This is a genomic window from Pantoea sp. Ap-967, assembly GCF_011752565.1.
GTDB lineage: Bacteria > Pseudomonadota > Gammaproteobacteria > Pseudomonadales > Pseudomonadaceae > Aquipseudomonas.
Genome location: NZ_VWXK01000007.1, coordinates 71,095 through 93,606 on the forward strand (window position 1 = coordinate 71,095; position 22,512 = coordinate 93,606).

Consider the following 22,512-nt stretch of genomic DNA (forward strand, 5'->3'; position numbering starts at 1 on the left):
AGCGTTGATTCGATGAATATCAACGCTTTATGCGTGCACTTGCAGTTTCATCATGTTCTTTCCCGATCAACCCCGTTGGTACATCAAAGGACGTTGAAAAGACATGAAAGCGAACCTGGCGGCCGTGGCGCGGCAATTCATCTCGCCTTCGATGCGGTACGAACTGCGTAATGTAACGGACAAGTTACGCCTGATGCTCGGCCGCGCCTGCTTCTGGCGCTGGGAAGTGGCGCGCTTTCGCCTGGAGCAGCAGGGCCGTTACGAATTCCTCTATATCGGCCGCAAGCAACAACGCGAAGTGGCCAGCCTGCTGATGGGCGGCAAGGACGTATCGGTGGTGGAGGTGGCCCCTGGCGCTACCCGCGACCAGGTGGTGCTGGTGAGCGAGTTGCCCACCGCCGGTGCCCTGTCGGTGCCGCATTTTGTCAGCGCCGTGGTACCGCTGGGGCGGCCACTTGACGAGATTATCGCCCGCTACGACAGCGAACTGCGCCGCAGCATTCGCAAGAACCGGGCGGCGTACCAGATGCGCCAGGCGCTGACGGACGCAGAGATCGCCATGGCCGACCGCGACCTGCTGCGCCCCTACGCCACGGCGCGCCAGGGCGACAAGGCCGCGCAGTTTTCCACCGAAGGCGTGTTTCGCCTTGCCAAGGGCGTTGGTCGGCTCGACCTGATTACCCTGAACGACGAGGTGGTGGCCTGCCACCTGGGGTGCGAGGTGATCCGTGGCGGCAAGCGTTACTGGAGCACCCTGCGTTTCGGCTATTGCGAGGCCGTGTTCTCGGACCCGAAAAAGCTCCGTGAAGTCAATTCCATGACCACGTTCATGACCCTGGAGTGGGCCCTGGCCAATGGCTTCGACTACCACGATATCGGCCTGTGCGTGGCGCGCCCGGATGACGGGCTGCTGCGCTGGAAGCGCCGGCGTGGCGGCGATGTGGACACCTTGAACAACCATGCCTGCCTGTTCGTGCGCCTGCCGCGCACCGGGGCGGCGGAATTTCTCTGGGAGACGCCGCTGTTCGCCATGGAAGGCAGCAAGGTCACGTTGCACCTGGGCTTGCCCGACACCGCCAGCGACGATGAGATTGCCAGCCGTTACCAGGAAATGGTGTTCGGCGGCCTGCACAAGATCTACCTCTACAGCGCCAAGCGCGCGGGCGAAGCCTTCGTGCAGACCCTGCGCAGCCGCTATGCGGGGTTCCCCAGCACGCCGATCCTCGAACATGTCGCCTGCCGCTGAGCGGCAACCATCCGAACCTGTATTGACCTGGCCTTCAGCGGAGGGCACGCAATGGGTACTGAGGCTTTGCAATTTGGCACCCCAGCCGCGATCGAGCGGCCGCGCTGGACGCTGGCAGCCTACCGCAACATGGTCAGGAAGCACCTGGGCCATCGGGCCGAACTGGAACTCAAGAGCCTGGCACACAAGACCTGGGACATTGCCCCGGCCGAGCAGGGCGGGGTAACGCCGCCGGCGATCTTCCTGCCTGGGCAGATGGAGCGGGTGACGGGCTGGCAGGAAGGGCTGTTTTTCCCCTACGTTTACCCAGGCCCAACCATGCAGGGCGGGCTACCCGTCGAGCATGGGCCGACCCGAGCTTTTCTGCTGAAGGATGTCTGGTTGATCGAGGGCGCCTTGTATAAAGGCAATGCCAGCCAGTGGCTGTCGCTGCGCCACGCCACCTTTCCGCCGCTGCGGGTTGAGCATGAGATCGAGCGGGCGGCGGTTTATTGTTCGCACAATGGCAACCGCTGGTTCGGCACCTGGATGATGGAAGACTGCCCGACCTATGCGCTGGCTTGCAACGAAGGCACACCGGTGACCACTGCGCCCTCGGCCCGCCACCCGCTGTTCGGCCAGGCGCCGGCCTATGAGGCCTGGCTGGGCATGCAGCCGCTGCGCCTGCGCACCGCATTCTTCCGCGAGCTGGTGCTGTTCGACGACATGAGCAACAACCGCAACCGCTACCAACGCTATCGCGACATGGGCAACAAATTGCTGGCCCACGTGGCCCATGCACCGCACCCTGGCATTTTCATCCTGCGCGGCAGTGACGGCGAGCGGCGCATGCTGCGCAACGAACTGGCGTTGGCCGAGCACCTGCGCGTCAGCCGTGGCTTTCGGGTGATCGACCCGATGCGCATGAGCGTGTCCGAGATCGTCACGGCATGCGCCGGCGCCCGGGTGGTCATGGGGGTGGAAGGCAGCCAGCTGGTGCACGGCGTCAATGTTCTGCAACCGGGGGGCACGGTGTTCGCCTTGCAGCCGCCAAACCGCTTTGTCAGCTACTACAAGTTCCTCACCGACCGTGATGGCCAGCAGTTCGCCTTTGTGGTTGGCACGCCGGATGGCGAGGGTTACACCATCGACATCGACGAAGTCGAGCGTACCCTTGACCTGCTGCCGGCCTGACGCCGTTATTTCACGGCTGCAACACGATTGGCGGCGCATGCCTTGACGGGTGTCACCCTCGCAAGCGCCGCCAGCAGCATCCCTTCCTGTTTTTCTCCTAAGTTGAAACCCGCATGCTAGAGGGCTCGCGCCAAACGTCGAAAGCCCGGTTAGCGCGACAATATCGGGCGGCGGGTTCTTGACGCATTGGCGAGATCTCCATTGATTTTTATTATGGTGTCGGATCATTGACGTAGTGTCACTCTGCCCATAAGCTCAAATCAGCAAACAGCAAATCTTTTGACACACCCCCTAATCGTTAACTTTCCTCTTTGCAGGAGGGGATCATGCGCTCAACGCTCTTCATCAAATCGATTTTTCTGTTGGTGTTGTTGAGTGGTGCTGCACGTGCTGCAGACTCTTATATGAGTCAGACCAATATCGTGCCCTTGGCCACGGCGGGCTGGTTGTTTGCATTTGCTGTAATCGGGTTTGTCGCCGTTGCCAATAGAAAGAAAATTTAATTCCCCCTGAAGTTATCGCGATGCCAATGGCTTGACGCTGAATAATGGGCATTTGCGTTTTTCCCGCCCACCAGTGCTTGTCAATTTTACAACCGTTGCTATATTCCACAGACCAGCGCCCGGTGGGCGCGAATCGGCAGCAGCAGGTGTGCTGGCATCGCGGTAACAGGGCCCCTGGGACGATCGGGGCCCATGCAGCGCAAACGCCGCTGCAACGTAGAGCGAGAGGTTTGCGGTTGTACTCATTCAGTGCTCTTCACCTGGGCCGCCCGGCCGGAGGGACCCCTCATGAAACGTTTGCCGATGTCCGTCCTCTGCGTACTGTTCGCCTGGTGCGGTGCTGCCGCCGCTGACCCGGCCACGTCCTCTTATTTACTCAGCCCCGGCGACAAGCTGATGGTTTCGGTGTGGCAGGAAGATACCCTGCGCCAGGAAACCGTCGTACTGCCCGATGGCAGCATCACCTTCCCCTTGGCCGGCCGCGTCGATGTGGCAGGCCTGGATGCCACCGCCGCGGCGAAAAAAGTCGAGACGGCGCTCAAACCTTACCTTGCCCAGCCCAATGTCAGCGTGGTGGTGACCAGCACCGCCGGCAACCTGGTGTACGTGCAGGGCAAGGTGCTCAAGCCCGGCCCGGTGCCGATGGCCGGCCCCACGGCCGTGCTGCAGGCCTTGAGCATGTCGGGTGGAATGGACAAATTCGCCGATGAAAGTGCCATCAAGGTGATTCGTGGGCAAAAAGTGATGCCGGTGCGATACAAGGATCTGGTTTCCGGGCGTGACATGTCCACCAACTTCCAACTTCAGGCTGGCGATACGCTGGTCGTACCTTGAACTTGCAATCAACTAAGAACGACTTGTGCCTATTAATAAAACGACGAGTGTTGTTACGGCAATCATGATGATGCCGTTCTCCGGGGCGGTCAGTGCCGCCAATTGGCAGTCTTCCGTCGTGGCCCCCACGACGGTCGAGTACGACAGCAACCCATTGCTCCTGACGTCCAAGGAGAAAGGTGTTATGCGTACCATCATTGCGCCCGACTACAACCTGATCGGCCAGTTCGATCAAGACCAGCTGCGTTTGGGCATGGGGCTGCGGGTATTGCATTCCTCCGACCGTTCAGTGGTGGGCAACCGCGAAGACCCCAACCTCAGCCTGGGCTGGCAGCGGACCACGGAAACCGGCGGTTTTGGCCTGCTGGCGCAGTATGTGGAAAGCTCGACCTTGTCGGGCGCGGTGCAGCAGACCGGTGTGGTGACCAGCGTCGACGGCACCCAGAAGATGTCGACCCTGACCGGCAACTGGAGCAGTGCGATCAGCGAGCGCAGTACCCTGGCCAACCAGTTGCGCTACAACCACGCCCGCTACGACACCGCCACGCTGACCGGTTACGACGAGTATGCCAACGACTTCACCTGGACCTACGCCTGGAGCGAGCGCACCGACATCATCACAGGCTTCGAGGCCCGGCGTTACGAGCCACAGATCACCAGCACCACCACCGCCATTGCCACCAACAGCTACATTCCCAGTATCGGCTTGAAGCATCAGTTCACCGACCAGCTGGAAGGCAAGGTGCATATTGGCGTGAACAAGACCAGCGGCTCGGGCGGTGGCCAGCGTGGCGAGGGTGGGGCGTCGTTGTTCTACCGCGGTGAACGCGCCGAGGCCAACCTGAACGCCGAGCGCAGCACGGTGGCCAGCGCCGAGGGCGGTTTCGCCCAGCTGGACATGGTCAGCGGCGCCTGGAGCTACAGGCTTACCGAGCTGAACCGGGTGGGCGTCGAGGCGTCCTGGCAGGACAGCAAGGGCCAGACGCCAAACACCCTGTACACCTATGGCGTATGGGCCAGCCGCGAATTTTCGCCCGCCTGGGACCTGCGCCTGTCGTTGCAGTACAAGGAGCGTCAGCAAAAAGGCTTGCCCGATGCTGAGGCCACGATTGCTGGTTTGACACTGACGTACCGATACCCCGACATCTGATCATCGGACTGGTGGCCACTATGAAAGCTGAGTACGAGCTGTCGCTGAAGGATTACGTCGCCATCATCAAGGGCCGCGCGCTGCTACTGGCAGTGGTGGTCGTGGTGGTGCTGGCGGCGACCATCGGGGTTGCGATCAGTGTGCCACCCATCTACCAGGCCACCGGGACCATTCTGGTGGAGTCCCAGCAGATTTCCCCGGACCTGGTTTCCGAAGGCAACACCACCTATGCCGACGAGCGTATCGAGGTGATCCGCCAGCGGGTGATGACCCGCGAGAACCTGCTGCGGATCATCGATAAATACGGGTTGTTCGCCGACAAGGGCGGGCGCCTGAGCGAAACCGACAAGATCGACCAGATGCGCAATGCCATCGTGGTCAACACCCTCAGCACCTTCATCAAGGGCCGCGGCGAGGCGACCGTGGCCTTCACGGTTTCCTATGAGGACAAGCGGGCGGACGTGGCCAAGGAAGTGGCAGACGAACTGGTGGGCCTGTTCCTCAACGAGAACGTCAAGCAACGTACCGAACGCGCCACCGAAACCACCGAATTCCTCACCCAGGAGGCCGACAAGCTGGGCGCCGAACTGGCCACGCTGGAAAACCAGCTGGCTGACTTCAAGCAGGCCCACGCCAACGCCCTGCCGGAAAACCAGCAGCTGCGCATGAGCATGCTGTCGCGTGCCGAGCTTGATTTCCGCGAAGTCGACCGGGACTACAAGGCGGCCCAGGAGGAGTTGCGTTACCTGGACCTGGAGCTGTCGGCGGCCAATTCCGGTGCCTCGACCCAGGCGGCCAACGGCAAGGCAGCGACGCCCGACCCGCAGGACCTGCCCAGCCTCAAGGCCGAGTACGCGCGCCTGCTGACCAAGTACACCGAAGCCCACCCTGACGTGGTGGCGATCAAGCGCAAGATCCAGGTACTGCAAGCCTCGGGCGAGAAGGGCATCGCCGCCGCTGCATCGATGAACCTGGATGCGGCCCGGGTACGCACCAAAATGGCCGCCACCCAATCGAACATTGCTTCGCTGGCTGAGCAGAAGCGCGAGATTTCCCAGAAAATTTCCGCCTACGAGGCCGACATTCTCGAGGCGCCGCAAGTGGAGCGTGGGCTGGTATCGCTGCTGCGCGACCATGACAACGCCAAGAAGAAGTACGAGGAAATTCGCGCCAAGGAAATGAACGCGAAGATCACCGAAAGCCTGGAACAGGAAAACAAGGCCGAGCGCTTCGTGCTGCTGGAGCCGCCGCTGATGCCGGAAAAACCGGTCAAGCCCAACCGCAAGAAAATCGTCGCCGTGGGCGTGGTGCTGGCACCGGCGGCTGGGGCAGGGCTGGTGATGCTGCTGGAGATGCTGAACCAGCGCATTCGCGGTGTGGGGGCGCTGGAGAGCGTGCTGGGCAAGCGGGTGCTGGTAGCGGTGCCGTACATCGCCACCCAGGCTGACCAGGCGCGGCGGCGCAGATGGCTGATGCTGCTGGCAGGTGCCGTGGTGCTGGGCCTGCTGGTGTTGCTGGTCCTGGTCCACCTGTTCTACATGCCGTTGGACCTTTTGCTGTACAAGGCCATGGCGCGGTTTGCATAGGGAGCGCAGTAATGGACAGACATCCGCAGTCTTCAGGCAAGAACATTCATCAGGTTTCGCCTTCGACCACGCCGGCCGCCCCCGTGCAGGACAAGCCCGAGGCCTTGGGCCAGTTCGACTACGTGCAAACCAAGGTGGTGCCGCTGCGTGCGGAGCACCTGGAGCGTAACCGCATCGTCTCGTTCAACAAGAACTCGAACATGAACGGCCCGATCGACCTGCTGCGCACCCAGGTGCTGCAGGCCATGGAAGAGAATGGCTGGCGCACGCTGGCAATCACCTCGCCCACACCCGAGGCGGGCAAGACGGTGCTGGCGGTCAACCTGGCAATGAGCATCGCCCACCACACCACCAAGACCGCCTTGCTGGCGGATTTCGACCTGCGCCGGCCGCGGGTGGGCGCCACCTTGGGTTTGCCGATGGACAAGGCGCTCAACGAGCTGCTGAGCGAAAAGGCGTGGCTGGAGGAGGTGCTGGTGAACCCGACCTTGCCGCGCTTCGTGGTGCTGCCGACACGCGAGCCGATTCCGATGTCGACCGAGGTGCTGTCCTCGCCCAAGGTCAGTCACCTGATCACGGAGTTGCGCGACCGATATGATTCGCGGATCTGCATCTTCGACCTGCCACCGCTGTTGAGTTCGGACGATGCGATCACGGTGTTGCCGAAGTTCGATTGTGTGTTGTTGGTGGTGGCCAATGGGGTGAACAGCAAGAAGGACATCGAGGATTGCCTGTACCACCTGGCAGGGGCGAATTTGATTGGGGCCGTGCTGAACAAGGCCGATGAGCAGCCGCGCACCTATTATTGACTGCGCGTTGCCTGTGCCGGCCCTTCGCGAGCTGCGCTCGCTCCTACCAGGATTTGTGCAGGCCCGGTAGGAGATCCTGTGTAGGAGCGGGCTTGCCCCGCGAAGCAGGCACCGCGATGCATGGCACCGGCTTCGCCGGTGTTCGCGGGGCAAGCCCGCTCCTACAGGGGGGGGTAGTTTTGTGTAGGCCTGGTAGGAGCGAGCGCAGCTCGCGATGCGCCGCAACGCGGCGCCTGTTGTTCACTTCCAGGGGTACTTCAATTCCCACTGCCAGGCATGGCGCACAATCTCCTCCAGGGCACTGAACGCTGGCTGCCAGCCGAGCACACTCTGCGCCTTGCCAGCATCGGCCACCAGCCGCGGTGGGGAGTGCGTTGCCTGTGCCGGCCCTTCGCGAGCTGCGCTCGCTCCTACCAGGATTTGTGCAGGCCCGGTAGGAGATCCTTTGTAGGAGCGGGGTAGTTTTGTGTAGGCCTGGTAGGAGCGAGCGCAGCTCGCGATGCGCCGCAACGCGGCGCCTGTTGTTCACTTCCAGGGGTACTTCAATTCCCACTGCCAGGCATGCCGCACAATCTCCTCCAGGGCACTGAATGCAGGCTGCCAGCCAAGCACGCTCAGCGCCTTGCCAGCATCGGCCACCAGCCGCGGTGGGTCGCCAGCACGGCGGGGGGCCTCGACCACCTTGATCGGCCGCCCGGTCACCGCCCGCGCCGTGTCGATCACCGCCTGCACCGAAAACCCCACCCCGTTGCCCAGGTTGAATGCAGTACTCTCGCCGCCGCCCTGCAGGTACGCCACGGCCAGGGCATGGGCCGAGGCCAGGTCCTCGACGTGCACGTAATCGCGAATGCAACTGCCATCGGGTGTGTCGTAGTCGTGGCCAAACACCGTGACCGCCTCGCGGCGCCCGGAAGCGGCCTGCAGGATCAACGGAATCAGATGGGTTTCCGGCTCGTGGCACTCGCCCAGCTGGCCCTGCGGGTCGGCACCGGCGGCATTGAAGTAGCGCAGGCAGACCGACTTCAAGCCATAGGCCCGGTCATAGTCTTCGAGGATCTGCTCGACCATCCACTTGCTGCGCCCGTAAGGGTTGATCGGCGCCTTGGCATGCTGCTCATCGATGGGCGTGTACTGCGGGTTGCCGTACACCGCGGCGCTGGAAGAGAAAATCAGATGCCCGATACCGGCGCGAACCATGGCATCGAGCAGGCTGAGCGTGGCCGTGACGTTGTTGCGGTAATACTTGGCAGGGGCGAGCACCGATTCGCCCACCTGGATGTACGATGCGAAATGAAACACGGCATCGAAGGCATAGTCGCTGAACAAGGCGTCCAGCGCGCGGCTGTCGGCGATGTCCAGCGCTACCCGTTCAACCCCTGGGGTTGCCGGGTCGACGTCCGCCACCACCACCTCATGGCCGGCCTGCAGCAGGTACTTGACCATGTGCGAACCGATATAACCTGCACCCCCGACAACCAAATACTTCATCCAATCCTCCTGGAACAGACGTAGCGTCGAATGCCCTGCGATACAGGCTGACTTGACTCTAGATGGCTATTTCAGGAACAGCCAGTTGGCCATGTGCTGGCCGTCGAAGGTAATCAGGTAGTGGCCATCCTTGTACGCCGCCGGTAACGTGCTTTCCTTGCCCTCGGCGCTGCGGCTGTACAGTTTCAGCCCCGCCGGCGCTGCGATGCTCAGGCTGCCCTGCAACGGCTCCACATGAAACGGCGTAACGTCCTCGGGCCTGGGCACGGCGCGGCTGCCGAGGGAAATCAGCAGGTGGCGCGACTGGCCGAGCGGCTTGGCCTCAAGGCTTTGCACCACGACACTGGCATAGGGCGTTTGCAACTGCACCTCGATGGCGGCCAGCTTCACCGGGTGCCCACCCAGCCAACCGGTGGCGGCCTGGGTCAGCGGGGTGTCGAGGGTGTACAGGCCCTGTTGCCAATTGCGCCGGATCTCGCCGGTATCGGTGACCGATTCACTGGCAGTGGACTCCAGCAGCGCCTGGTCCGGGTCGCTGAGCAGCTGGGCATCCTGGGGCACCACGGCGGGCTGCAGCCAAGGCAGCTCTGGGGTCTGCGGCATGGCGACCTGCAAGCGGCCCTTTTCCATGGCGGTGCGCAGCATCACCGAGTTGGCCGGGGTAATGGCCTTGCCGAACAGCTGCGCGGGGGTTGGCGCGAACACGTAGCGGGTTTTCGCCAGGTGCACGTCCTCGCGGCGGTAGAGCAGGGCGGCGGCGGGCATCGTGGCCATCATGGCCGGGTCGTTGTAGGCATTCCAATTGTCGGCGCGGCGCCAGCCTTCAAGGAACGCCTGCTGGCTGTAGGCATACTGCATGATCGCCGCCCAGCCCTGGTGGCTGGCCGTGGCCGCCACGTACAGCGGCAGGGAGTGGCGGTCGGGCAGGGGGAACGGCTCGGCGTTCCACTCGGTCACCGTCATCGGCAAGCCCACCACCTGGGCTGCACCCAGCCAGTGCACCATGCCATCGCTGGTCAGCGGGTTCTTTTCCAGCTGGCCGATGCCGCCGTAGCTGTGGGCATCGATCAGGTTGCCGGTGGTCAGCGCCGGCAGGGCGGCCAGGCCGTTGCCCCCCCAGGTGCTGGTGGTGACGATCGGCACCTTGACCCCAAGCCCGCGCAGGTGCTCGATCATGTCGACATTGAAGCGGTGCTCCAGGTCGTTGAGAAACAGCTTGCCGGGGCCCGGCTCCCAGGCCCGCCAGGTCTTGTCTGCGGGCAGTTGGCTGCGCGCGGCGAAGGCCTTGGCCTGGTCCATGTATAGGCGGGTGTGCAGCGGCACGCCCTTGTCCGGTAGCAGGGCGTTGCCAAAGTGCTGGGTAACGTCGTTCTCATTGGTGATCAGCACGGCGGCGATGGCCGGGTCGTCCTTGTAGGCAAGGCCGGTGAAGCTGTTCACGTGGGTCAGGTACTGCTGGGCAAAGCGCTTCATTGCCTGTTGCACCGTCACGTTGACGTAGGCATAGCCCTTGATGCCGGCGTACTGCTCGCCCTTGGCCAGTTCGTCGAAGGCGTAGATGTCATCGCCGGCGGTGACCACCCGCTCCACGTGCATGTCGAGCCACACGTAGATGCCTTCATCCTTGAGGCACTTGATCCACCAGTCGAGCTTCTTCAGCGCCTCGGCGCTCAACTCCCGGGTGTTGCGCAGGCTTTTTGGCTCGCCAAACACGTTCGGGCTGACCCAGGGCGAGTCGTGGTGGTGCAGCCGCACCAGGTTGAACCCCAGTGCCGACAGGCGCTTGGCTTGTAGCTTCACTTCTTCGTCAGGGGTGGTGAACAGCGCATAGGCCGCAAGGTTTGTGCCCCAGAAGCGTACCGGGGTGTTGTCGGCAAACTGCAGCTGCTCGCCTACGGCCTTCACGAAGCCGCGCTTGCCGGCTGGCTTCTCCCCGGCATTGAGGAACGACAGGTCCACCGGCGAGGTGCGCCAAGGCAGTTGGTCGTCTGGCCAGGTGGCAGGGTCGGCCAGGCCGAAGCGTTCGCTGGGCGTGGGGGCAAGTTCGATATCGCCGGTTACGTTCAGGGTGGCCTTGATCTGCTGCTGGCCTCCACGAATCGGGTCGGTATAGAAAAAGGCGCGCACCTCGGAGGTGTCGCCGCGCTCGAAGTACACCTTCGCCAACCCGGGCTCAAAGCGCATCTCCACGCGCCTTGGGCCGTTGCCCCAGGCCCAGCCACGGTTGCCGGGCAGCAGGGCGGGTTCGCCCATGTCCTTGAACAGCGACGGGTCGAAGGTGAACACCATTCCGCCGCCCATCACCCCGCTTTTATCGCGGTGGGCATCCAGGTCGAAGTCCCAGCTCAAGGTCTGTGCCTGGGGCTTGGCGATGGTGGCCGTAAGGTCGAACTCCAGCTGCGGGTTCTTGCCCTTGAGGCTGTACTGGAAGGGCCCATCGACCTTGAATTCGGTGCCCATGCCGGTCCAGCTCCAGTCACTGCCCCAGAAGTCGAAGCGCGCCACCATGGCCGGGCCGCCGCCACGGGTGACGCTGGGCAGGCCGTTGCGTTCGTCAACGCTGGCGGTCCATGGCGTGGCCCAGGCTGCCAACGGCAGCAGCAGGGCAAGCAGTACCGAGGCGCGCATCCTCGGGCGCAGCGAGGCGACAGTCATGGCGGTTACCTGGGTTGAAGGGCGGGGCTGGCGAGGGCCGCGGCTTCGCTGTTGCGCAGGCGGCGCACCAGCTGCATGTAGGCCATGCCCAGGCCGCCGGCCGAGTAATACACCACCGGAATCACCGTGATGCTGCTGACCGTGAAGATGATCACCATGATGCCCAGCAGCGTGGCCAGCAGCGCCCGGCCAAGCCTTCGGTGTTCGTCATCCTTGTCGGGGAAGGCGCGCATCGCCTTGTGGATGCCGAGCATGATGCTGAAGAAGAAACCCACGAACAGCCCCAGGCCGACCAGGCCAAAGCGCAAGGCCAGGCTGATGTAGCTGTTGACGATGTCGATGATGCCTTCGCCCTGGATCATCGCCTGCATTTCCGGGGTATTGCGAAAATCGAACGAGCCAAAGAACGGGTAGCGCTGGATGACGATCCACGAGTTGTCCAGCAGGCGCTCGCGGTAGGTGATGTTCTCCTTGTCGACGTTGCCGACGTACGGCAGCAGGTCGATGACTTTTTCGCCCCCCGGCACCACCGCCAGCAACGGTAACGCCAGCAGGCCGGCGCAGGCCAGCAGGCTCAGGCGCTTGACCGCGCCCTTGCCGGTGGCGATGAACACCGCAATGATCACCCCGGTGCCAATCCAGGGGCCGCGCGACAGCGGTACCACCAGGCCAGCGGCCAGCAGCAGGGCACCCATGTAGCGCTGCAGCTTGCTGCGCACATAACCCTGGACGAATAGGAAAAAGCCGATCGCCACGCTGATCACATAGGCCAGGGCGATGGCCTGGCCCGTGGTGGCGCTGGCCCGCAGCGAGCCGCCGCGGCTGAGGTAGCTGGACATGCTCCAGTCAATGCCCAGCGCTGCGATCAGGCCGTTGTACAGCAGCCAGTGGCGGGCGAATTCGGCCATGGCGATGATCGACAGCAAGAAGGCCGCGATGACGAAGGCGAGCAATGCCGCCTTGAAGTCTTGCACGGTCTTCAGGGCGCGGCTGGCGACGTAATACGGCAGCACCACGTCGATGTACAGCGACACGGCCTGGCGCAGGGTGTCGGTGAGCGTGGTTTCACGCAGGTACAGCAAGGTCATCAGCACCACGCCGCCCAGCAACCACTTGTCGGGGCCGGTACGCCCCAGGCGCACCGTGTCGCCTTGCTTGCTCAGGGCCAGCGCGGCAGGCAGCAGCACGCACAGGGTGAGGATGCGGATATGGTTGACTTCGATCAGGTAGTTGATCACCCCGAACCCTGGAATCTGCACCATCGCCGGCGGAATGGCGAACACCAGCATGAAGAACAGCGCCATGACGTTGTGCTCGCGGCGCCCGGCCAGGAACAGGGTGATCGTCGCTGCAGCGGCATACACCCAGAAGCCGAAGGAAAAGAACGCCACCAGGGTAACCAGGAACCACAGGTTGCGCCGGCGCTTGAAGTCGCGGTCGGGAATCAGGTCGGCGGCCGGCTTGCGGGCGAGCACGAACACCACGCAGGCGAGGAACAGAATGACGATCAACGCACGAAATTGTTCAGGCATGGGCTCTGGGCACCTATCCCTCGGTGGACGACGGCTAGCGGCATGGCTAATTGAAACTATAGTGACTTCTAGCCATTTCAGTCAGAGATCGTAGCGATGCCGTCGATTGATGTGTCAGCAGCTGGAAGTCTGCGCAAGCGCGCGCTGGGCGCCGGGGCATGGAACCTGGTGTCGCTGCTGGCCTCGCAGGTGATGCGGCTGGGCGGCAACCTGATCATGGCCCGTTTGCTGTTACCGGAAATGTTCGGGGTGATGGTCATTGCCACCACCGCCTCGGTGCTGTTGCAGCTGCTGTCGGATGTGGGCCTGCGGCAGAACATCATTCAGAGCCCGCGTGGCGACGACCCGCTGTTCCTCAATACCGCCTGGACCGTGCAGATCGTGCGCGGTTTGCTGCTGTTCGGCGTCACCTTGCTGCTGGCGCTGGGCGCCTGGCTGTCGCAATTGGCCAACCTGTGGCCAGCCGGCTCCACCTACGCCGCGCCGGAACTGCCCCTGGTGTTGGCGATTACCGGCCTGCAGGCGGTGATCTGGGGGTTTGGGTCAACCAAGATGGATGTGGCCGTGCGCACCTTCCAGCAGAAACGGGTGGTGCTGGTCGACCTGGCCTCGCAAGTTGCCGGTTTGCTGGTGATGCTGGTCGTCGGCTGGCTGACCCGCTCGATCTGGTCGCTGGTGGCCGCGAGCCTGGTGGCCGCGCTGGTGGGGACGGTATTGGGCCACACCGCGCTGCAAGGGCCGAGCAATCGCTTGCAGTGGGACCGTAGCGCGCTGGACGAGCTGGTCAGTTTTGGCCGCTGGATCCTGTTGTCGTCGATTGTTGGCGTACTGGCCATGTACGGCGACCGCATCTGGTTCGGCGCCAGCATGTCGGTGGCAGAACTTGGGGTGTACTCGATTGCCGTGCTGATTCTGGGTTCAATCCAGACCGGGCTGATGAAGCTGTTTGGCGCCGTGGCCCTGCCAGCGTTCAGCGAGGCCACCCGGGAAGGCGACCACGACCGCCTGCGTACCCTGTACGACCGCTTCAAGCTGCTGGTCGACGTGGTGACGCTGTTCATCTGCGGGGGCTTTCTGACCGCAAGCCCGCTGCTGATCAGCTGGATGTACGACGCCCGCTATGCCGAGGCCGGGCCGATGCTGGCAATTCTTTCGCTGTCGTTCCTCACCTTGCGCTATACCTTGACCCATCAGGTGTGGATTGCCCTGGGCCATACCAAGTACCAGGCCATGGACAACATCATCCGCCTGGTGTCCCTGTGGGTGGCGCTGCCGCTGTTGCTGGCGATTGGCGGGCCGCACCTGGCGATCTGGGGGGTCGCCTTGCACCCGTTGCCCACCTTGGTGCTGATCGTCTACGTCAACCGCAAGCTGGGCCTGCTCAACCTCAAGCGCGAACTGCTGGTGTTGCCGATGGTGGCTGTCGGTGCGCTGTGCGGCCAGTTGCTGACCTGGTTTTTCCATTGGCTGTGAAATGATCGTGGCATGCCGTGCGGCAAGGTGATGGGCAGGGTAGCGCATCGCGGATAAGTGGCTAGGATTCTTAGAAAATCGGCAGGGAACTGGGACCATGGGGAAGCTTACGTTCTTTACGCCGCTTTTGGATCGCCGGGGCTTTCTGCGTAACTGTGTGCTGCTGGGTGCGGGCGGCGCCCTGTTCGGCGCCGCCGTGCAGGTGCCACGCAAGGCGGCGGTGCCTGAGGGCTTCGTGGTAATCAATGGCTGGGTAATACCCTCCCGGCATTTACGGAACGGCCAGGCATGATCAAGGATTATCAGGCGCAGAAAACGCTGCGCGATGCCTATGATTTCTGCATTGTCGGCGCAGGGCCGGCCGGTATCACGCTGGGTTTGCGCCTGGCGGCAGCCGGCTGGAGCGTGGCCCTGGTCGAAGGCGGTGGCACCACCTTCGAACCCCGTTCCCAAGACTTGTACAAAACCAACTCCTCGGGGCTGGAGCTGTATGCCGAGGAAACCCGCCTGCGCTACCTGGGCGGCACCTCCAACCACTGGGCGGGCCGCTGCCGGCCATTCACCGCCTCGGACTTCGCCGTGCAACCACCGGTGGGCATGCCGGGCTGGCCGATTCCCTATTCGGAAATAGAACCCTACCTGCCGGCGGCCATGGCCATCGTCGACCTGCCCCTGAACGGTGAATTTCGCGCAGTGAACGCGACCCTGGACGGCGGCGACTTCGATGCCGACCATTTTCTGCTGAGCCCGCCCACACGCTTTGCCCAGAAGTATGCCGATGCCCTCGACCACACCGCCGGGCTGGAAGTGTTCATCAACTGCAACTGCATCGACCTGGAGTTCGACAAGGCCTCGGGCAGCCTCAAGGCCATCAAGGTGACGGACTACGACAAGCACCATCAACGGCTGCAGGCGAAGAACTTCATCCTCGCCACCGGTTCGATCGAAAATGCCCGCCAGCTGCTCAACAGCCAGTCGTTGCGCGAGGCGGGTGTCATCAGCCCCGACGGCCTGGTGGGCCGCTGCTTCATGGAACACCTGAACGTCGAGATGGGCACCTTCATCCTCAAGGGCGAGCAGTACAGCGAACCGCACCAGTACTACACCACCGATGCCTTCGTTGCCGAGTACCACGCCGGCAAGGGCAACGTCACCATGACCATCCTCGACCAGGTGGTGACCTACGGCCGCACGGCCGAGGTGAAGCACTTTCTGGAAAACCTCGCCTGCGAATGGGGCGTGGCCAGCAAGATCGAGTTCGTGGCCAAGTTCAGCTGCCCTGGCGATGGCGTGATCAGCACCATGATCGAGCAGTTTCCCGATCCGCAAAGCCATATCACCTTGCTGGCGGAAAAGGATGCGCTGGGCCTGCCCAAGGTCAATGTCAACTGGGTGGTCAACGAGGCCGACCGCCACACCATCAAGTGCATCGGTGCCGAGCTTGCCAAGCAGTTCGCCGAGGCCGACCTGGGCTTCGTCAAGCTCAACGACTTCGTCTACGACAGCAGCGTGCCGCTGAAAGTCTCGCCGCACGCGCACCACATGGGCACCACGCGCATGGCCGCCTCACCGGACTTCGGCGTGGTGGACACCGACTGCAAGGTGTTCGGCACCCAGAACCTGTACGTCGCCGGCAGCAGTATCTTCGCCACCGGCGGTGCCTCCAACCCGACCATGCCGTTGTTGCAGTTCGCCCTGCGGCTGGCCGACCACCTGGATCAGAAGATGAAGGCGGGCAGCAGCAAGGTGGCATGAAGCGGCAAGGGGTTGAGCGTGAACCGGCCAAGCACCTAGAAGAACGACGCCAGTTCGCCTCAGGGACAGTCCAGGAAGGCTCTATTCGCGAGGCAAGCAGTATGTATGGATGGCTAAGGAGCGCAATCACCCACTACGTCAACGCGACCGGGCGCGGCAGCGCGATGTACAAGAAGCTGTGCAACCCTACCGCGCGTGAATGGGGCCTGTACCTGTCGCGCTGGGGCAAGTTTCACTCGGTGGGCAGCAACGTGCACATCAACCCAGGTTGCTGCATCACCGACCCGGAGCTGCTGCGCATCGGCAGCTGCGTGGGGCTGTCGGACTGTACCTTGATCGGCCATGACGCGGTGGTGGCGCTGATCGAGGTGCGCTACGGCAAGCACCTGGATTCGGTGGGCTTCATCGATATCCGCGACAACTGCTTCATTGGCCACGGCGCCATCGTCATGCCGCGGGTCACCATCGGCCCGGATGCCGTGGTGGCCGCTGGCGCCGTGGTGACCAAGGACGTGCCGCCGGGCACGGTGGTGGGCGGTAACCCGGCCAAGGTCATCTGCACCACCGAGCAATTGATCGAGCGGGTCGAGCAGCGCTGCAACGCCTACCCGTGGATCGACTTGGTCAAGCAGCGCAAGGGCGCCTACGACGCGGCGCTGGAACCCACGCTCACGGCCGTGCGCCAGCAGTATTTCTTCGGGGATGGCAACCATGGATAGCAAACCGGTCGATGTGATGGTGGTCAACTTCAACACCGCCGCACTGCTGCAGCCGATGTTCGATGCCTTGCGCCGGGCCGACAGCGAGCGGCTGGCCAGCTACCTGGTGGTGGACAACGCCTCGGTGGACGACTCGGTGGCACGCATGGCCACGGTGTGCCCCGAGGCGCTGTTGCTGAGCAACAAGCACAACGTCGGGTTCGGCCGGGCCAACAACCAGTTGCTCGCCCACCTGCAGGGCCGCTACGCCTTGCTGCTCAACACCGACGCCTTCGTTGCCAGCGATTCACTGGAAAAGACCATCGCCTACATGGACGCCCACCCCGAGTGCGGTGTGCTGGGGGTGCGCCTGGAAGGGCGCGAGGGCGACCTGCAGCCGTCCTGCCGCTATTTCCCCACACCCCTCAACATTTTCGTGGCCCGCACCGGCCTTGCGCGGTTCTTCCCGGGCTTGCAGATGGTCGATGAAATGAACTGGGACCACGGCTCGGTGCGCGAATGCGACTGGCTGCCGGGGTGTTTCTACCTGGTACGCCGCGAAGTGCTGGACCGGGTGGGGCTGTTCGACCCGCGCTACTTCCTCTATTACGAGGAAGTGGACCACTGCAAGCGGGTCAAGGAAGCGGGCTGGAAGGTGGTGTTCTACCCGCACACCACCGTGGTGCACATCGGCGGCGAAAGCTCCAAGTCAGTGGCCGAACTGGAGGCGGCCAGCCGGCAGATCTCCACCTACCAGATCGAAAGCGAACTGCTCTATTTTCGCAAGCATCACGGCGTGGCAGGGCTGGCCTGGCACATGTGCCTGGTGTGCCTGGGCGACCTGATCCTGGCGCTCAAGGCCTTGCTCAAGGGCCGTGGCCGCGAGGCGATCAAGGCCTGCTGGCGGCATGCCAGCACTACTTGGTCAATACTGTTCAAGACCCGTTATGCAACCCAACCCACGCGGTAGGTGAAGCCATGTTCGAGAACATCCGCGCAGACCTGCGCGCATACGGTGGTGACTGGGGTGCCCAAGGCTTCTGGGTGATGCTGGTGTACCGCTTTGGCCGCTGGCGCTACGGCGTGCGCCCGGCGCTGCTGCGCAAGGTGTTTTCCTTCGTTTACAAGGTGCTGTTCAAGTTCGTGCAGATCATCACCGGCATCGAACTGCCCTGCGAGGTGGTGGTGGGGCGCAACTTCGTCATCGACCACTTCGGCGGCATCGTCATCAGCGGCTATGCCCGCTTTGGCGACGATTGCCGTATCCGCAATGGCGTGGTGATCGGCCTTAAGAATGTCAGCGAACCGATTGCGCCGGTGATTGGCGACAACGTCGACATCGGCGCCGGGGCCAAGGTGCTGGGCAATATTCGTATCGGCAACAACGTGGTGATCGGCTCCAATGCCGTGGTGCTGATCGACGTGCCGGACAATTGCCTGGCGGTAGGGGTGCCGGCCACCATCAAGCAACGGGCACCGCGCGACACCGCGTGCGCGGCCCAAGGTGTCGAGTGAGGCCCATGATGAACGGCATCGGCGTGGTGGTGATCGGCCGCAACGAAGGCCTGCGCCTGGAGCGTTGTCTGGCTTCGCTTGCCGACAGTGCCCAACAGATCGTCTACGTCGACTCGGGCTCCACCGACGGTTCGGTGCACAAGGCACAGGGCCTGGGTATCGAAGTCGTGGCACTGGACATGGCCCAGCCGTTCACCGCGGCGCGGGCGCGCAACGAGGGCTTTGCCCGGTTGCTGCAGCTGGCGCCGACGCTGCAATACGTGCAATTCGTCGATGGCGATTGCGAAGTGGTGGCCGGCTGGCTGGCGCGGGGGCAGGCGTTTCTTGACCAGCACCCGGACGTGGCCGTGGTGTGCGGGCGGCGCCGCGAGCGCTTTCCAGAACGTTCGGTGTACAACCTGCTGTGCGACCTGGAGTGGGACACACCGGTGGGGCAGGCCAAGGCCTGCGGGGGGGATGCACTGATGCGCGTCGAGGCCTTCCAGGGCGTGTCCGGTTTCCGCCCAGGGTTGATCGCCGGCGAAGAGCCGGAGCTGTGCGTGCGCCTGCGTGCGCGCGGCTGGAAGATTTGGCGGCTGGGCGAGGAGATGACCTTGCACGACGCCGCCATGACCCGTTTCAGCCAGTGGTGGCGGCGCAGTGTGCGCGGTGGCTACGCCTTTGCCGAAGGTGCCTACCTGCATGGCGACCCACCCGAACGGCACTGGCGGCGCGAGTCGCGCAGGGCCTGGCTGTGGGGGTTGGCGTTGCCCGTGGTGATCCTGCTGGCCTGCACCTTGTTCGACGGCTGGGGGCTGTTGTTGTTGCTGGTGTACCCGCTGCAAGCGGTGCGCCTGGCCAGGCGTGGCGACCGCTCCGCGCGCGAGAACTGGCTGCAGGGCATTTTCCTGGTGCTGTCGAAGTTTCCCGAGATGGTCGGGCAGGTCAAATTCGCGCTGGACAGGTTCACTGCCAGCAAGACTGCATTGATCGAGTACAAGTGACATGTCGATGAGCTTCCGATCGTTGGCCCGTAGCTTGCTCCGCTTGCAGCCGGGGTACTCGCTGCGGGCACTGAACAACCTGCGCAAATTGCTGGTGATGGTGGTCAGGCACTGGCCGGCGCTGCAGCGGTTTTTGCAGCGCATGTCGCGCTCGCTGGGCGACGATGGCTTCGCCGCGCTTGGCTACGACTGCATTGGCGTGGTGCAGTGGCCCTACATCTGCAAGCAGTGGGACGCGCCGGTGCGCCTGGACGTGCTGGCCACCCATTACGAAGTGGTGGCCGCGCAGTTCCCCGCACTGGTGCTGCTGGGGCGCGAGGACAGCCGCACCCTGTGTGACCTGTCGGCCTACTCGGCAGGCTGCACCCTGGTGCTGGACCGGCCGATCTGGTTCAAGCGCGAGGGTGAGCTGGTGTTGAACCTGTTCCAGGGCGAGCTGCGCGTGGCCTCGGTGGCATTCACCCTAGGCCGCATGGCAGGCGAGCTGTGCCTGTACGTGGGCGCGGTGCAAGGCATTCACAAGGGCGTGGACAGCGAGACATCGCTGAACATCTACCGTGACCTGACCAAGGACTTCGAAGGGCTGCGCCCGCGCAGCCTGGTGATCGAGGCGTTGAAGTTCCTGGCGCGCAGCCTGGGCGCCGGGCGCATCTACGCAGTGGCCGACGACAACCGGCACCACCGCCACCCGTATTTCGGCGCCGACAAGGCCCAGGCCCTGGCCGCCAACTATGACGTGATCTGGAGTGAAAGCGGGGCAGAGCCGTCGGAGCTTGAGGGCTTCTTCCGCATCCCCCTGGCCGCCACCCAGCGTGCGGCCGAGGACATCGCGCCGAAGAAACGGGCGATGTATCGCCGCCGCCAGGCCATGCTCGACGACCTGTTCGCGCAGCTGGCCGTGGCCTTGCCGCTAAGCGGGCGCGAGCATCAGGTGCAAGCGCACCGTGCGCGCCTGGGCAGCGCCATGCTGATCCGCCAGCCGGCGCTGGCCACTTCGAAGTCGGCGGCCCTGCACGCCAAGCTTGCCGGGGTGTTGCGTCAGCTGTTGACCGAGCCGCGGGCAGACCAGCGGTTCAGGGCCTACTTGCGCAAGGCCGGGTTGTACCCGACCCTGAAAAAGGCCTGCCGCGAACTGCTCAAGCATGGCCCTGGGCTGTTCCTCAAGCCTGGCGACAGCAAGCGCAAAAGCTTGCCACTGATCAGCCCCGGGGTGCCCGCCAGCGAGCTGTTCCCCCGTGAGGTGCTGTTGATTGGCGAATTCGACCCCGCACAGCCCCTGGATGGGCGCCTGGGCTGGCTGCAGCAGCAGGTGTGCGCGCTGGGCTACGGGTGCCAGGTAGTCGACTGGCGCGAGCACAGTGCGTGCCTGAGTGCCTTGCAGGTGTGCGGCACGCTGATCCTGCACCGGGTGCCGGGTGTTGCCAGGGTGGTGCAGCTGGTGGAGGAGGCCAGGCGGCTGAAGGTGACCTCGTTCTGGGATTGCGACGAACTGGTGTTCGACCCGCAGGCCTACCGGCAACGCGACGACATGAGCGAGCTGGGCGACGACGCCGTGCTGGCGGTGATGATGGCCGTGGCCCAGTACCAGCTGGCGATGTTGTCGTGCGAGCGTGCGATCGCGTCCACGCCCAACTTGGCCATGGCCATGAGCGACCTGGGCACGGCGCATGTCTGCGTGGTGGGCAGCCAGGCAGACGGTGACGCCCAGGCCCGCGAACAGCTTGGCAAGGTGCTGCCGGCCTTGAGTATCGAGCGTGGGCGACGGGTATTGGCGGCCAATATTTTCTTCGCCCCGCGCAGTTTCGGTGGCGCAACCGTGGTGGCCGAGCAGATGGCGCGGCTGGTGGTGGCGGCGTCGCCGTTCCAGCAGTTCATTCTCACCTCGCTGCCGCAAGCCGATGCCGAGCCTTACAGCCTGTACCGTTATGAAGCCCATGGCGCGGTGGTGCTGGGCATGGGCTTGCCAGACCAGCGCTCGGCCCAGGAGGACTTCGACAACCCGGCCACAGTGGCAGTGTTCGACGCCGTGCTGGCGCGCGTGGCGCCGGACCTTGTGCACCTGCACTCGATTCAGGGCCTGGGCGTACAGCTGGCCGAGCGCTGCCGGCAGGCGCAGATACCCTTCGTGGTGACCCTGCACGACACCTGGTGGGTGTGCGGGCGCCAGTTCATGATCGACCGAGATGGCCACTACTGCGGGCAGACCACCGTCGACCTGCAGGTGTGCGCCCAGTGCGTCGATGACCCGGCGCTGAACACCTATCGCCAGGCGCTCTTGGCCAACACCCTGGAGCAGGCCAGCCTGCTGCTGGCACCCAGTGCGTTCTGCCGCAACCTGTACATCGCCAATGGCTTCGAGGCCGCCAGGATTCGCGTCAACCGCAACGGCATCCTGCCGCCCGCCGCAGGCTATCACCGCCACCCTGGCAAAACCCTGCGCTTTGGTTTCGTGGGCGGCAATGCCGCGATCAAGGGCATCGACGTGATCGCCCGGGCATTTGCCTCGCTGGCACGCTCGGACTACGAGCTGAAGGTGGTCGACAACCTGCTGCACCTGGGGTTTCGCTCGTTCAACCGGCACAGCCTGAAAATCCCCGGTACGGTGAGCATCGTGCCCGGCTATACCCAGGCGAACATCGACGAGTTCTTCGCCGGCATCGACGTGTTGCTGTTCCCCACCCAGTCGAAGGAAACCTTTGGCCTTGCGGTGCGCGAGGCACTGGTACGCGACGTCTGGGTCATCAGCACCCACGCTGGCGGCACGGTCGAGGACATCGTCGATGGGGTGAACGGCACGCTGATTCCCTTGAGTGCAGACGAAGCCTACCTGCGCGAGGCGCTGCTGGACATTCTCGAACACCCGGCGCGCTACCAGCAGCACCGCAACAGCTTCAAGCAAGGCATCACCTTGTGCAGTGACCAGGCCCTGGAGTTGCTGGGGATCTATGAGGAGGTGCTTGGCACAACGACGCCCAATGCCCCTGCAATTCATGCCCTTTCGCAAGAGGGCCCAGCGCCCTGTTCGCGGGCCAACTCGATGCCACAGGTGGGTGACTGACCCGGTGCAGGCGGATTGCGCCGCGAACAGGCCGCCAGGCCCTCTCTCAAGCAA

The 22,512-nt window shown here is 63.7% G+C and carries 18 protein-coding genes; 15 read left to right on the plus strand and 3 right to left on the minus strand.

Annotated elements, in window-relative coordinates; all coding sequences use genetic code 11:
- Nucleotides 1-103: 103 nt before the first annotated feature.
- The 7 genes from F3J45_RS09710 to F3J45_RS09740 all read left to right on the plus strand — a co-directional run bounded on the left by F3J45_RS09710 (nt 104) and on the right by F3J45_RS09740 (nt 7,301).
- On the plus strand, nt 104-1,246 hold the full coding sequence (locus F3J45_RS09710; RefSeq protein WP_167060921.1) for a hypothetical protein: 1,143 nt from the start codon (nt 104-106) through the stop codon (nt 1,244-1,246).
- Nucleotides 1,247-1,297: 51 nt separating this feature from the next.
- Nucleotides 1,298-2,419: a glycosyltransferase 61 family protein gene (locus tag F3J45_RS09715; protein ID WP_167060923.1), complete on the plus strand. Its 1,122-nt coding sequence runs from the start codon at nt 1,298-1,300 to the stop codon at nt 2,417-2,419.
- A gap of 326 nt (nt 2,420-2,745) precedes the next feature.
- Nucleotides 2,746-2,922: an EPS-associated small membrane protein EppA gene (eppA, locus tag F3J45_RS09720; RefSeq protein WP_167060926.1), complete on the plus strand. Its 177-nt coding sequence runs from the start codon at nt 2,746-2,748 to the stop codon at nt 2,920-2,922.
- A 288-nt stretch (nt 2,923-3,210) separates the two neighbouring features.
- A complete protein-coding gene (locus F3J45_RS09725) occupies nt 3,211-3,756 on the plus strand; it encodes a polysaccharide biosynthesis/export family protein (RefSeq protein ID WP_167060929.1) in 546 nt (181 codons plus the stop codon).
- Nucleotides 3,757-3,940: 184 nt separating this feature from the next.
- Nucleotides 3,941-4,906 carry a hypothetical protein gene (locus F3J45_RS09730; protein ID WP_205299629.1) on the plus strand — a complete coding sequence of 322 codons (966 nt, stop codon included), beginning with the start codon at nt 3,941-3,943 and terminating at the stop codon, nt 4,904-4,906.
- A 20-nt stretch (nt 4,907-4,926) separates the two neighbouring features.
- Entirely contained in the window at nt 4,927-6,492 is a 1,566-nt protein-coding gene (locus F3J45_RS09735; RefSeq protein ID WP_167060935.1) for a Wzz/FepE/Etk N-terminal domain-containing protein, read from the plus strand.
- Nucleotides 6,493-6,503: 11 nt separating this feature from the next.
- Nucleotides 6,504-7,301 carry a CpsD/CapB family tyrosine-protein kinase gene (locus F3J45_RS09740; RefSeq protein ID WP_167060938.1) on the plus strand — a complete coding sequence of 266 codons (798 nt, stop codon included), beginning with the start codon at nt 6,504-6,506 and terminating at the stop codon, nt 7,299-7,301.
- A 525-nt stretch (nt 7,302-7,826) separates the two neighbouring features.
- On the opposite strand, the gene galE is transcribed toward F3J45_RS09740, so the two are convergent.
- The 3 genes from galE to F3J45_RS09760 all read right to left on the minus strand — a co-directional run bounded on the left by galE (nt 7,827) and on the right by F3J45_RS09760 (nt 12,976).
- Nucleotides 7,827-8,789, minus strand: coding sequence for a UDP-glucose 4-epimerase GalE (gene galE, locus F3J45_RS09750; protein ID WP_167060941.1), 963 nt, complete (start codon nt 8,787-8,789; stop codon nt 7,827-7,829).
- Nucleotides 8,790-8,855: 66 nt separating this feature from the next.
- Nucleotides 8,856-11,444: a glycosyl hydrolase family 5 gene (locus F3J45_RS09755; protein ID WP_167060944.1), complete on the minus strand. Its 2,589-nt coding sequence runs from the start codon at nt 11,442-11,444 to the stop codon at nt 8,856-8,858.
- Nucleotides 11,445-11,449: 5 nt separating this feature from the next.
- Nucleotides 11,450-12,976, minus strand: a complete 1,527-nt coding sequence (locus F3J45_RS09760; protein WP_167060947.1) for an O-antigen ligase — start codon at nt 12,974-12,976, stop codon at nt 11,450-11,452.
- 96 nt (nt 12,977-13,072) lie between these two features.
- Here F3J45_RS09760 and F3J45_RS09765 point away from each other — a divergent pair, with 96 nt between their 5' ends.
- From F3J45_RS09765 to F3J45_RS09800, 8 genes are all read left to right on the plus strand, one after another.
- On the plus strand, nt 13,073-14,449 hold the full coding sequence (locus F3J45_RS09765; RefSeq protein ID WP_167060950.1) for an oligosaccharide flippase family protein: 1,377 nt from the start codon (nt 13,073-13,075) through the stop codon (nt 14,447-14,449).
- Nucleotides 14,450-14,546: 97 nt separating this feature from the next.
- Complete coding sequence (locus F3J45_RS09770; RefSeq protein ID WP_167060952.1) at nt 14,547-14,741, plus strand: twin-arginine translocation signal domain-containing protein; 195 nt, start codon at nt 14,547-14,549, stop codon at nt 14,739-14,741.
- Nucleotides 14,738-16,204 carry a GMC oxidoreductase gene (locus F3J45_RS09775; RefSeq protein ID WP_167060955.1) on the plus strand — a complete coding sequence of 489 codons (1,467 nt, stop codon included), beginning with the start codon at nt 14,738-14,740 and terminating at the stop codon, nt 16,202-16,204. The genes F3J45_RS09770 and F3J45_RS09775 overlap by 4 nt, the downstream gene beginning before the upstream one ends.
- A 101-nt stretch (nt 16,205-16,305) precedes the next feature.
- Nucleotides 16,306-16,923 carry a DapH/DapD/GlmU-related protein gene (locus F3J45_RS30380; RefSeq protein WP_167060958.1) on the plus strand — a complete coding sequence of 206 codons (618 nt, stop codon included), beginning with the start codon at nt 16,306-16,308 and terminating at the stop codon, nt 16,921-16,923.
- Entirely contained in the window at nt 16,916-17,872 is a 957-nt protein-coding gene (locus F3J45_RS09785) for a glycosyltransferase family 2 protein (protein WP_167060961.1), read from the plus strand. Before F3J45_RS30380 ends, F3J45_RS09785 begins: the two co-directional genes overlap by 8 nt.
- Before the next feature lie 8 nt (nt 17,873-17,880).
- A complete protein-coding gene (locus F3J45_RS09790) occupies nt 17,881-18,417 on the plus strand; it encodes a serine O-acetyltransferase (protein WP_167060963.1) in 537 nt (178 codons plus the stop codon).
- Nucleotides 18,418-18,422: 5 nt separating this feature from the next.
- A complete protein-coding gene (locus F3J45_RS09795) occupies nt 18,423-19,400 on the plus strand; it encodes a glycosyltransferase family 2 protein (protein ID WP_167060966.1) in 978 nt (325 codons plus the stop codon).
- Nucleotides 19,401-19,407: 7 nt separating this feature from the next.
- Nucleotides 19,408-22,458, plus strand: a complete 3,051-nt coding sequence (locus F3J45_RS09800) for a DUF535 family protein (protein WP_167060969.1) — start codon at nt 19,408-19,410, stop codon at nt 22,456-22,458.
- The last annotated feature ends 54 nt before the right edge of the window (nt 22,459-22,512 follow it).

Excerpts from the sequence above, each read along its gene's own strand:
- F3J45_RS09710 (WP_167060921.1), top strand. The coding sequence starts at position 104 with ATGAAAGCGAACCTGGCGGCCGTGGCGCGGCAATTCATCTCGCCTTCG.
- F3J45_RS09715 (WP_167060923.1), top strand. The coding sequence starts at position 1,298 with ATGGGTACTGAGGCTTTGCAATTTGGCACCCCAGCCGCGATCGAGCGG.
- eppA (WP_167060926.1), top strand. The coding sequence starts at position 2,746 with ATGCGCTCAACGCTCTTCATCAAATCGATTTTTCTGTTGGTGTTGTTG.
- F3J45_RS09725 (WP_167060929.1), top strand. The coding sequence starts at position 3,211 with ATGAAACGTTTGCCGATGTCCGTCCTCTGCGTACTGTTCGCCTGGTGC.
- F3J45_RS09730 (WP_205299629.1), top strand. The coding sequence starts at position 3,941 with ATGCGTACCATCATTGCGCCCGACTACAACCTGATCGGCCAGTTCGAT.
- F3J45_RS09735 (WP_167060935.1), top strand. The coding sequence starts at position 4,927 with ATGAAAGCTGAGTACGAGCTGTCGCTGAAGGATTACGTCGCCATCATC.
- F3J45_RS09740 (WP_167060938.1), top strand. The coding sequence starts at position 6,504 with ATGGACAGACATCCGCAGTCTTCAGGCAAGAACATTCATCAGGTTTCG.
- galE (WP_167060941.1), bottom strand. The coding sequence starts at position 8,789 with ATGAAGTATTTGGTTGTCGGGGGTGCAGGTTATATCGGTTCGCACATG.
- F3J45_RS09755 (WP_167060944.1), bottom strand. The coding sequence starts at position 11,444 with ATGACTGTCGCCTCGCTGCGCCCGAGGATGCGCGCCTCGGTACTGCTT.
- F3J45_RS09760 (WP_167060947.1), bottom strand. The coding sequence starts at position 12,976 with ATGCCTGAACAATTTCGTGCGTTGATCGTCATTCTGTTCCTCGCCTGC.
- F3J45_RS09765 (WP_167060950.1), top strand. The coding sequence starts at position 13,073 with ATGCCGTCGATTGATGTGTCAGCAGCTGGAAGTCTGCGCAAGCGCGCG.
- F3J45_RS09770 (WP_167060952.1), top strand. The coding sequence starts at position 14,547 with ATGGGGAAGCTTACGTTCTTTACGCCGCTTTTGGATCGCCGGGGCTTT.
- F3J45_RS09775 (WP_167060955.1), top strand. The coding sequence starts at position 14,738 with ATGATCAAGGATTATCAGGCGCAGAAAACGCTGCGCGATGCCTATGAT.
- F3J45_RS30380 (WP_167060958.1), top strand. The coding sequence starts at position 16,306 with ATGTATGGATGGCTAAGGAGCGCAATCACCCACTACGTCAACGCGACC.
- F3J45_RS09785 (WP_167060961.1), top strand. The coding sequence starts at position 16,916 with ATGGATAGCAAACCGGTCGATGTGATGGTGGTCAACTTCAACACCGCC.
- F3J45_RS09790 (WP_167060963.1), top strand. The coding sequence starts at position 17,881 with ATGTTCGAGAACATCCGCGCAGACCTGCGCGCATACGGTGGTGACTGG.
- F3J45_RS09795 (WP_167060966.1), top strand. The coding sequence starts at position 18,423 with ATGATGAACGGCATCGGCGTGGTGGTGATCGGCCGCAACGAAGGCCTG.
- F3J45_RS09800 (WP_167060969.1), top strand. The coding sequence starts at position 19,408 with ATGAGCTTCCGATCGTTGGCCCGTAGCTTGCTCCGCTTGCAGCCGGGG.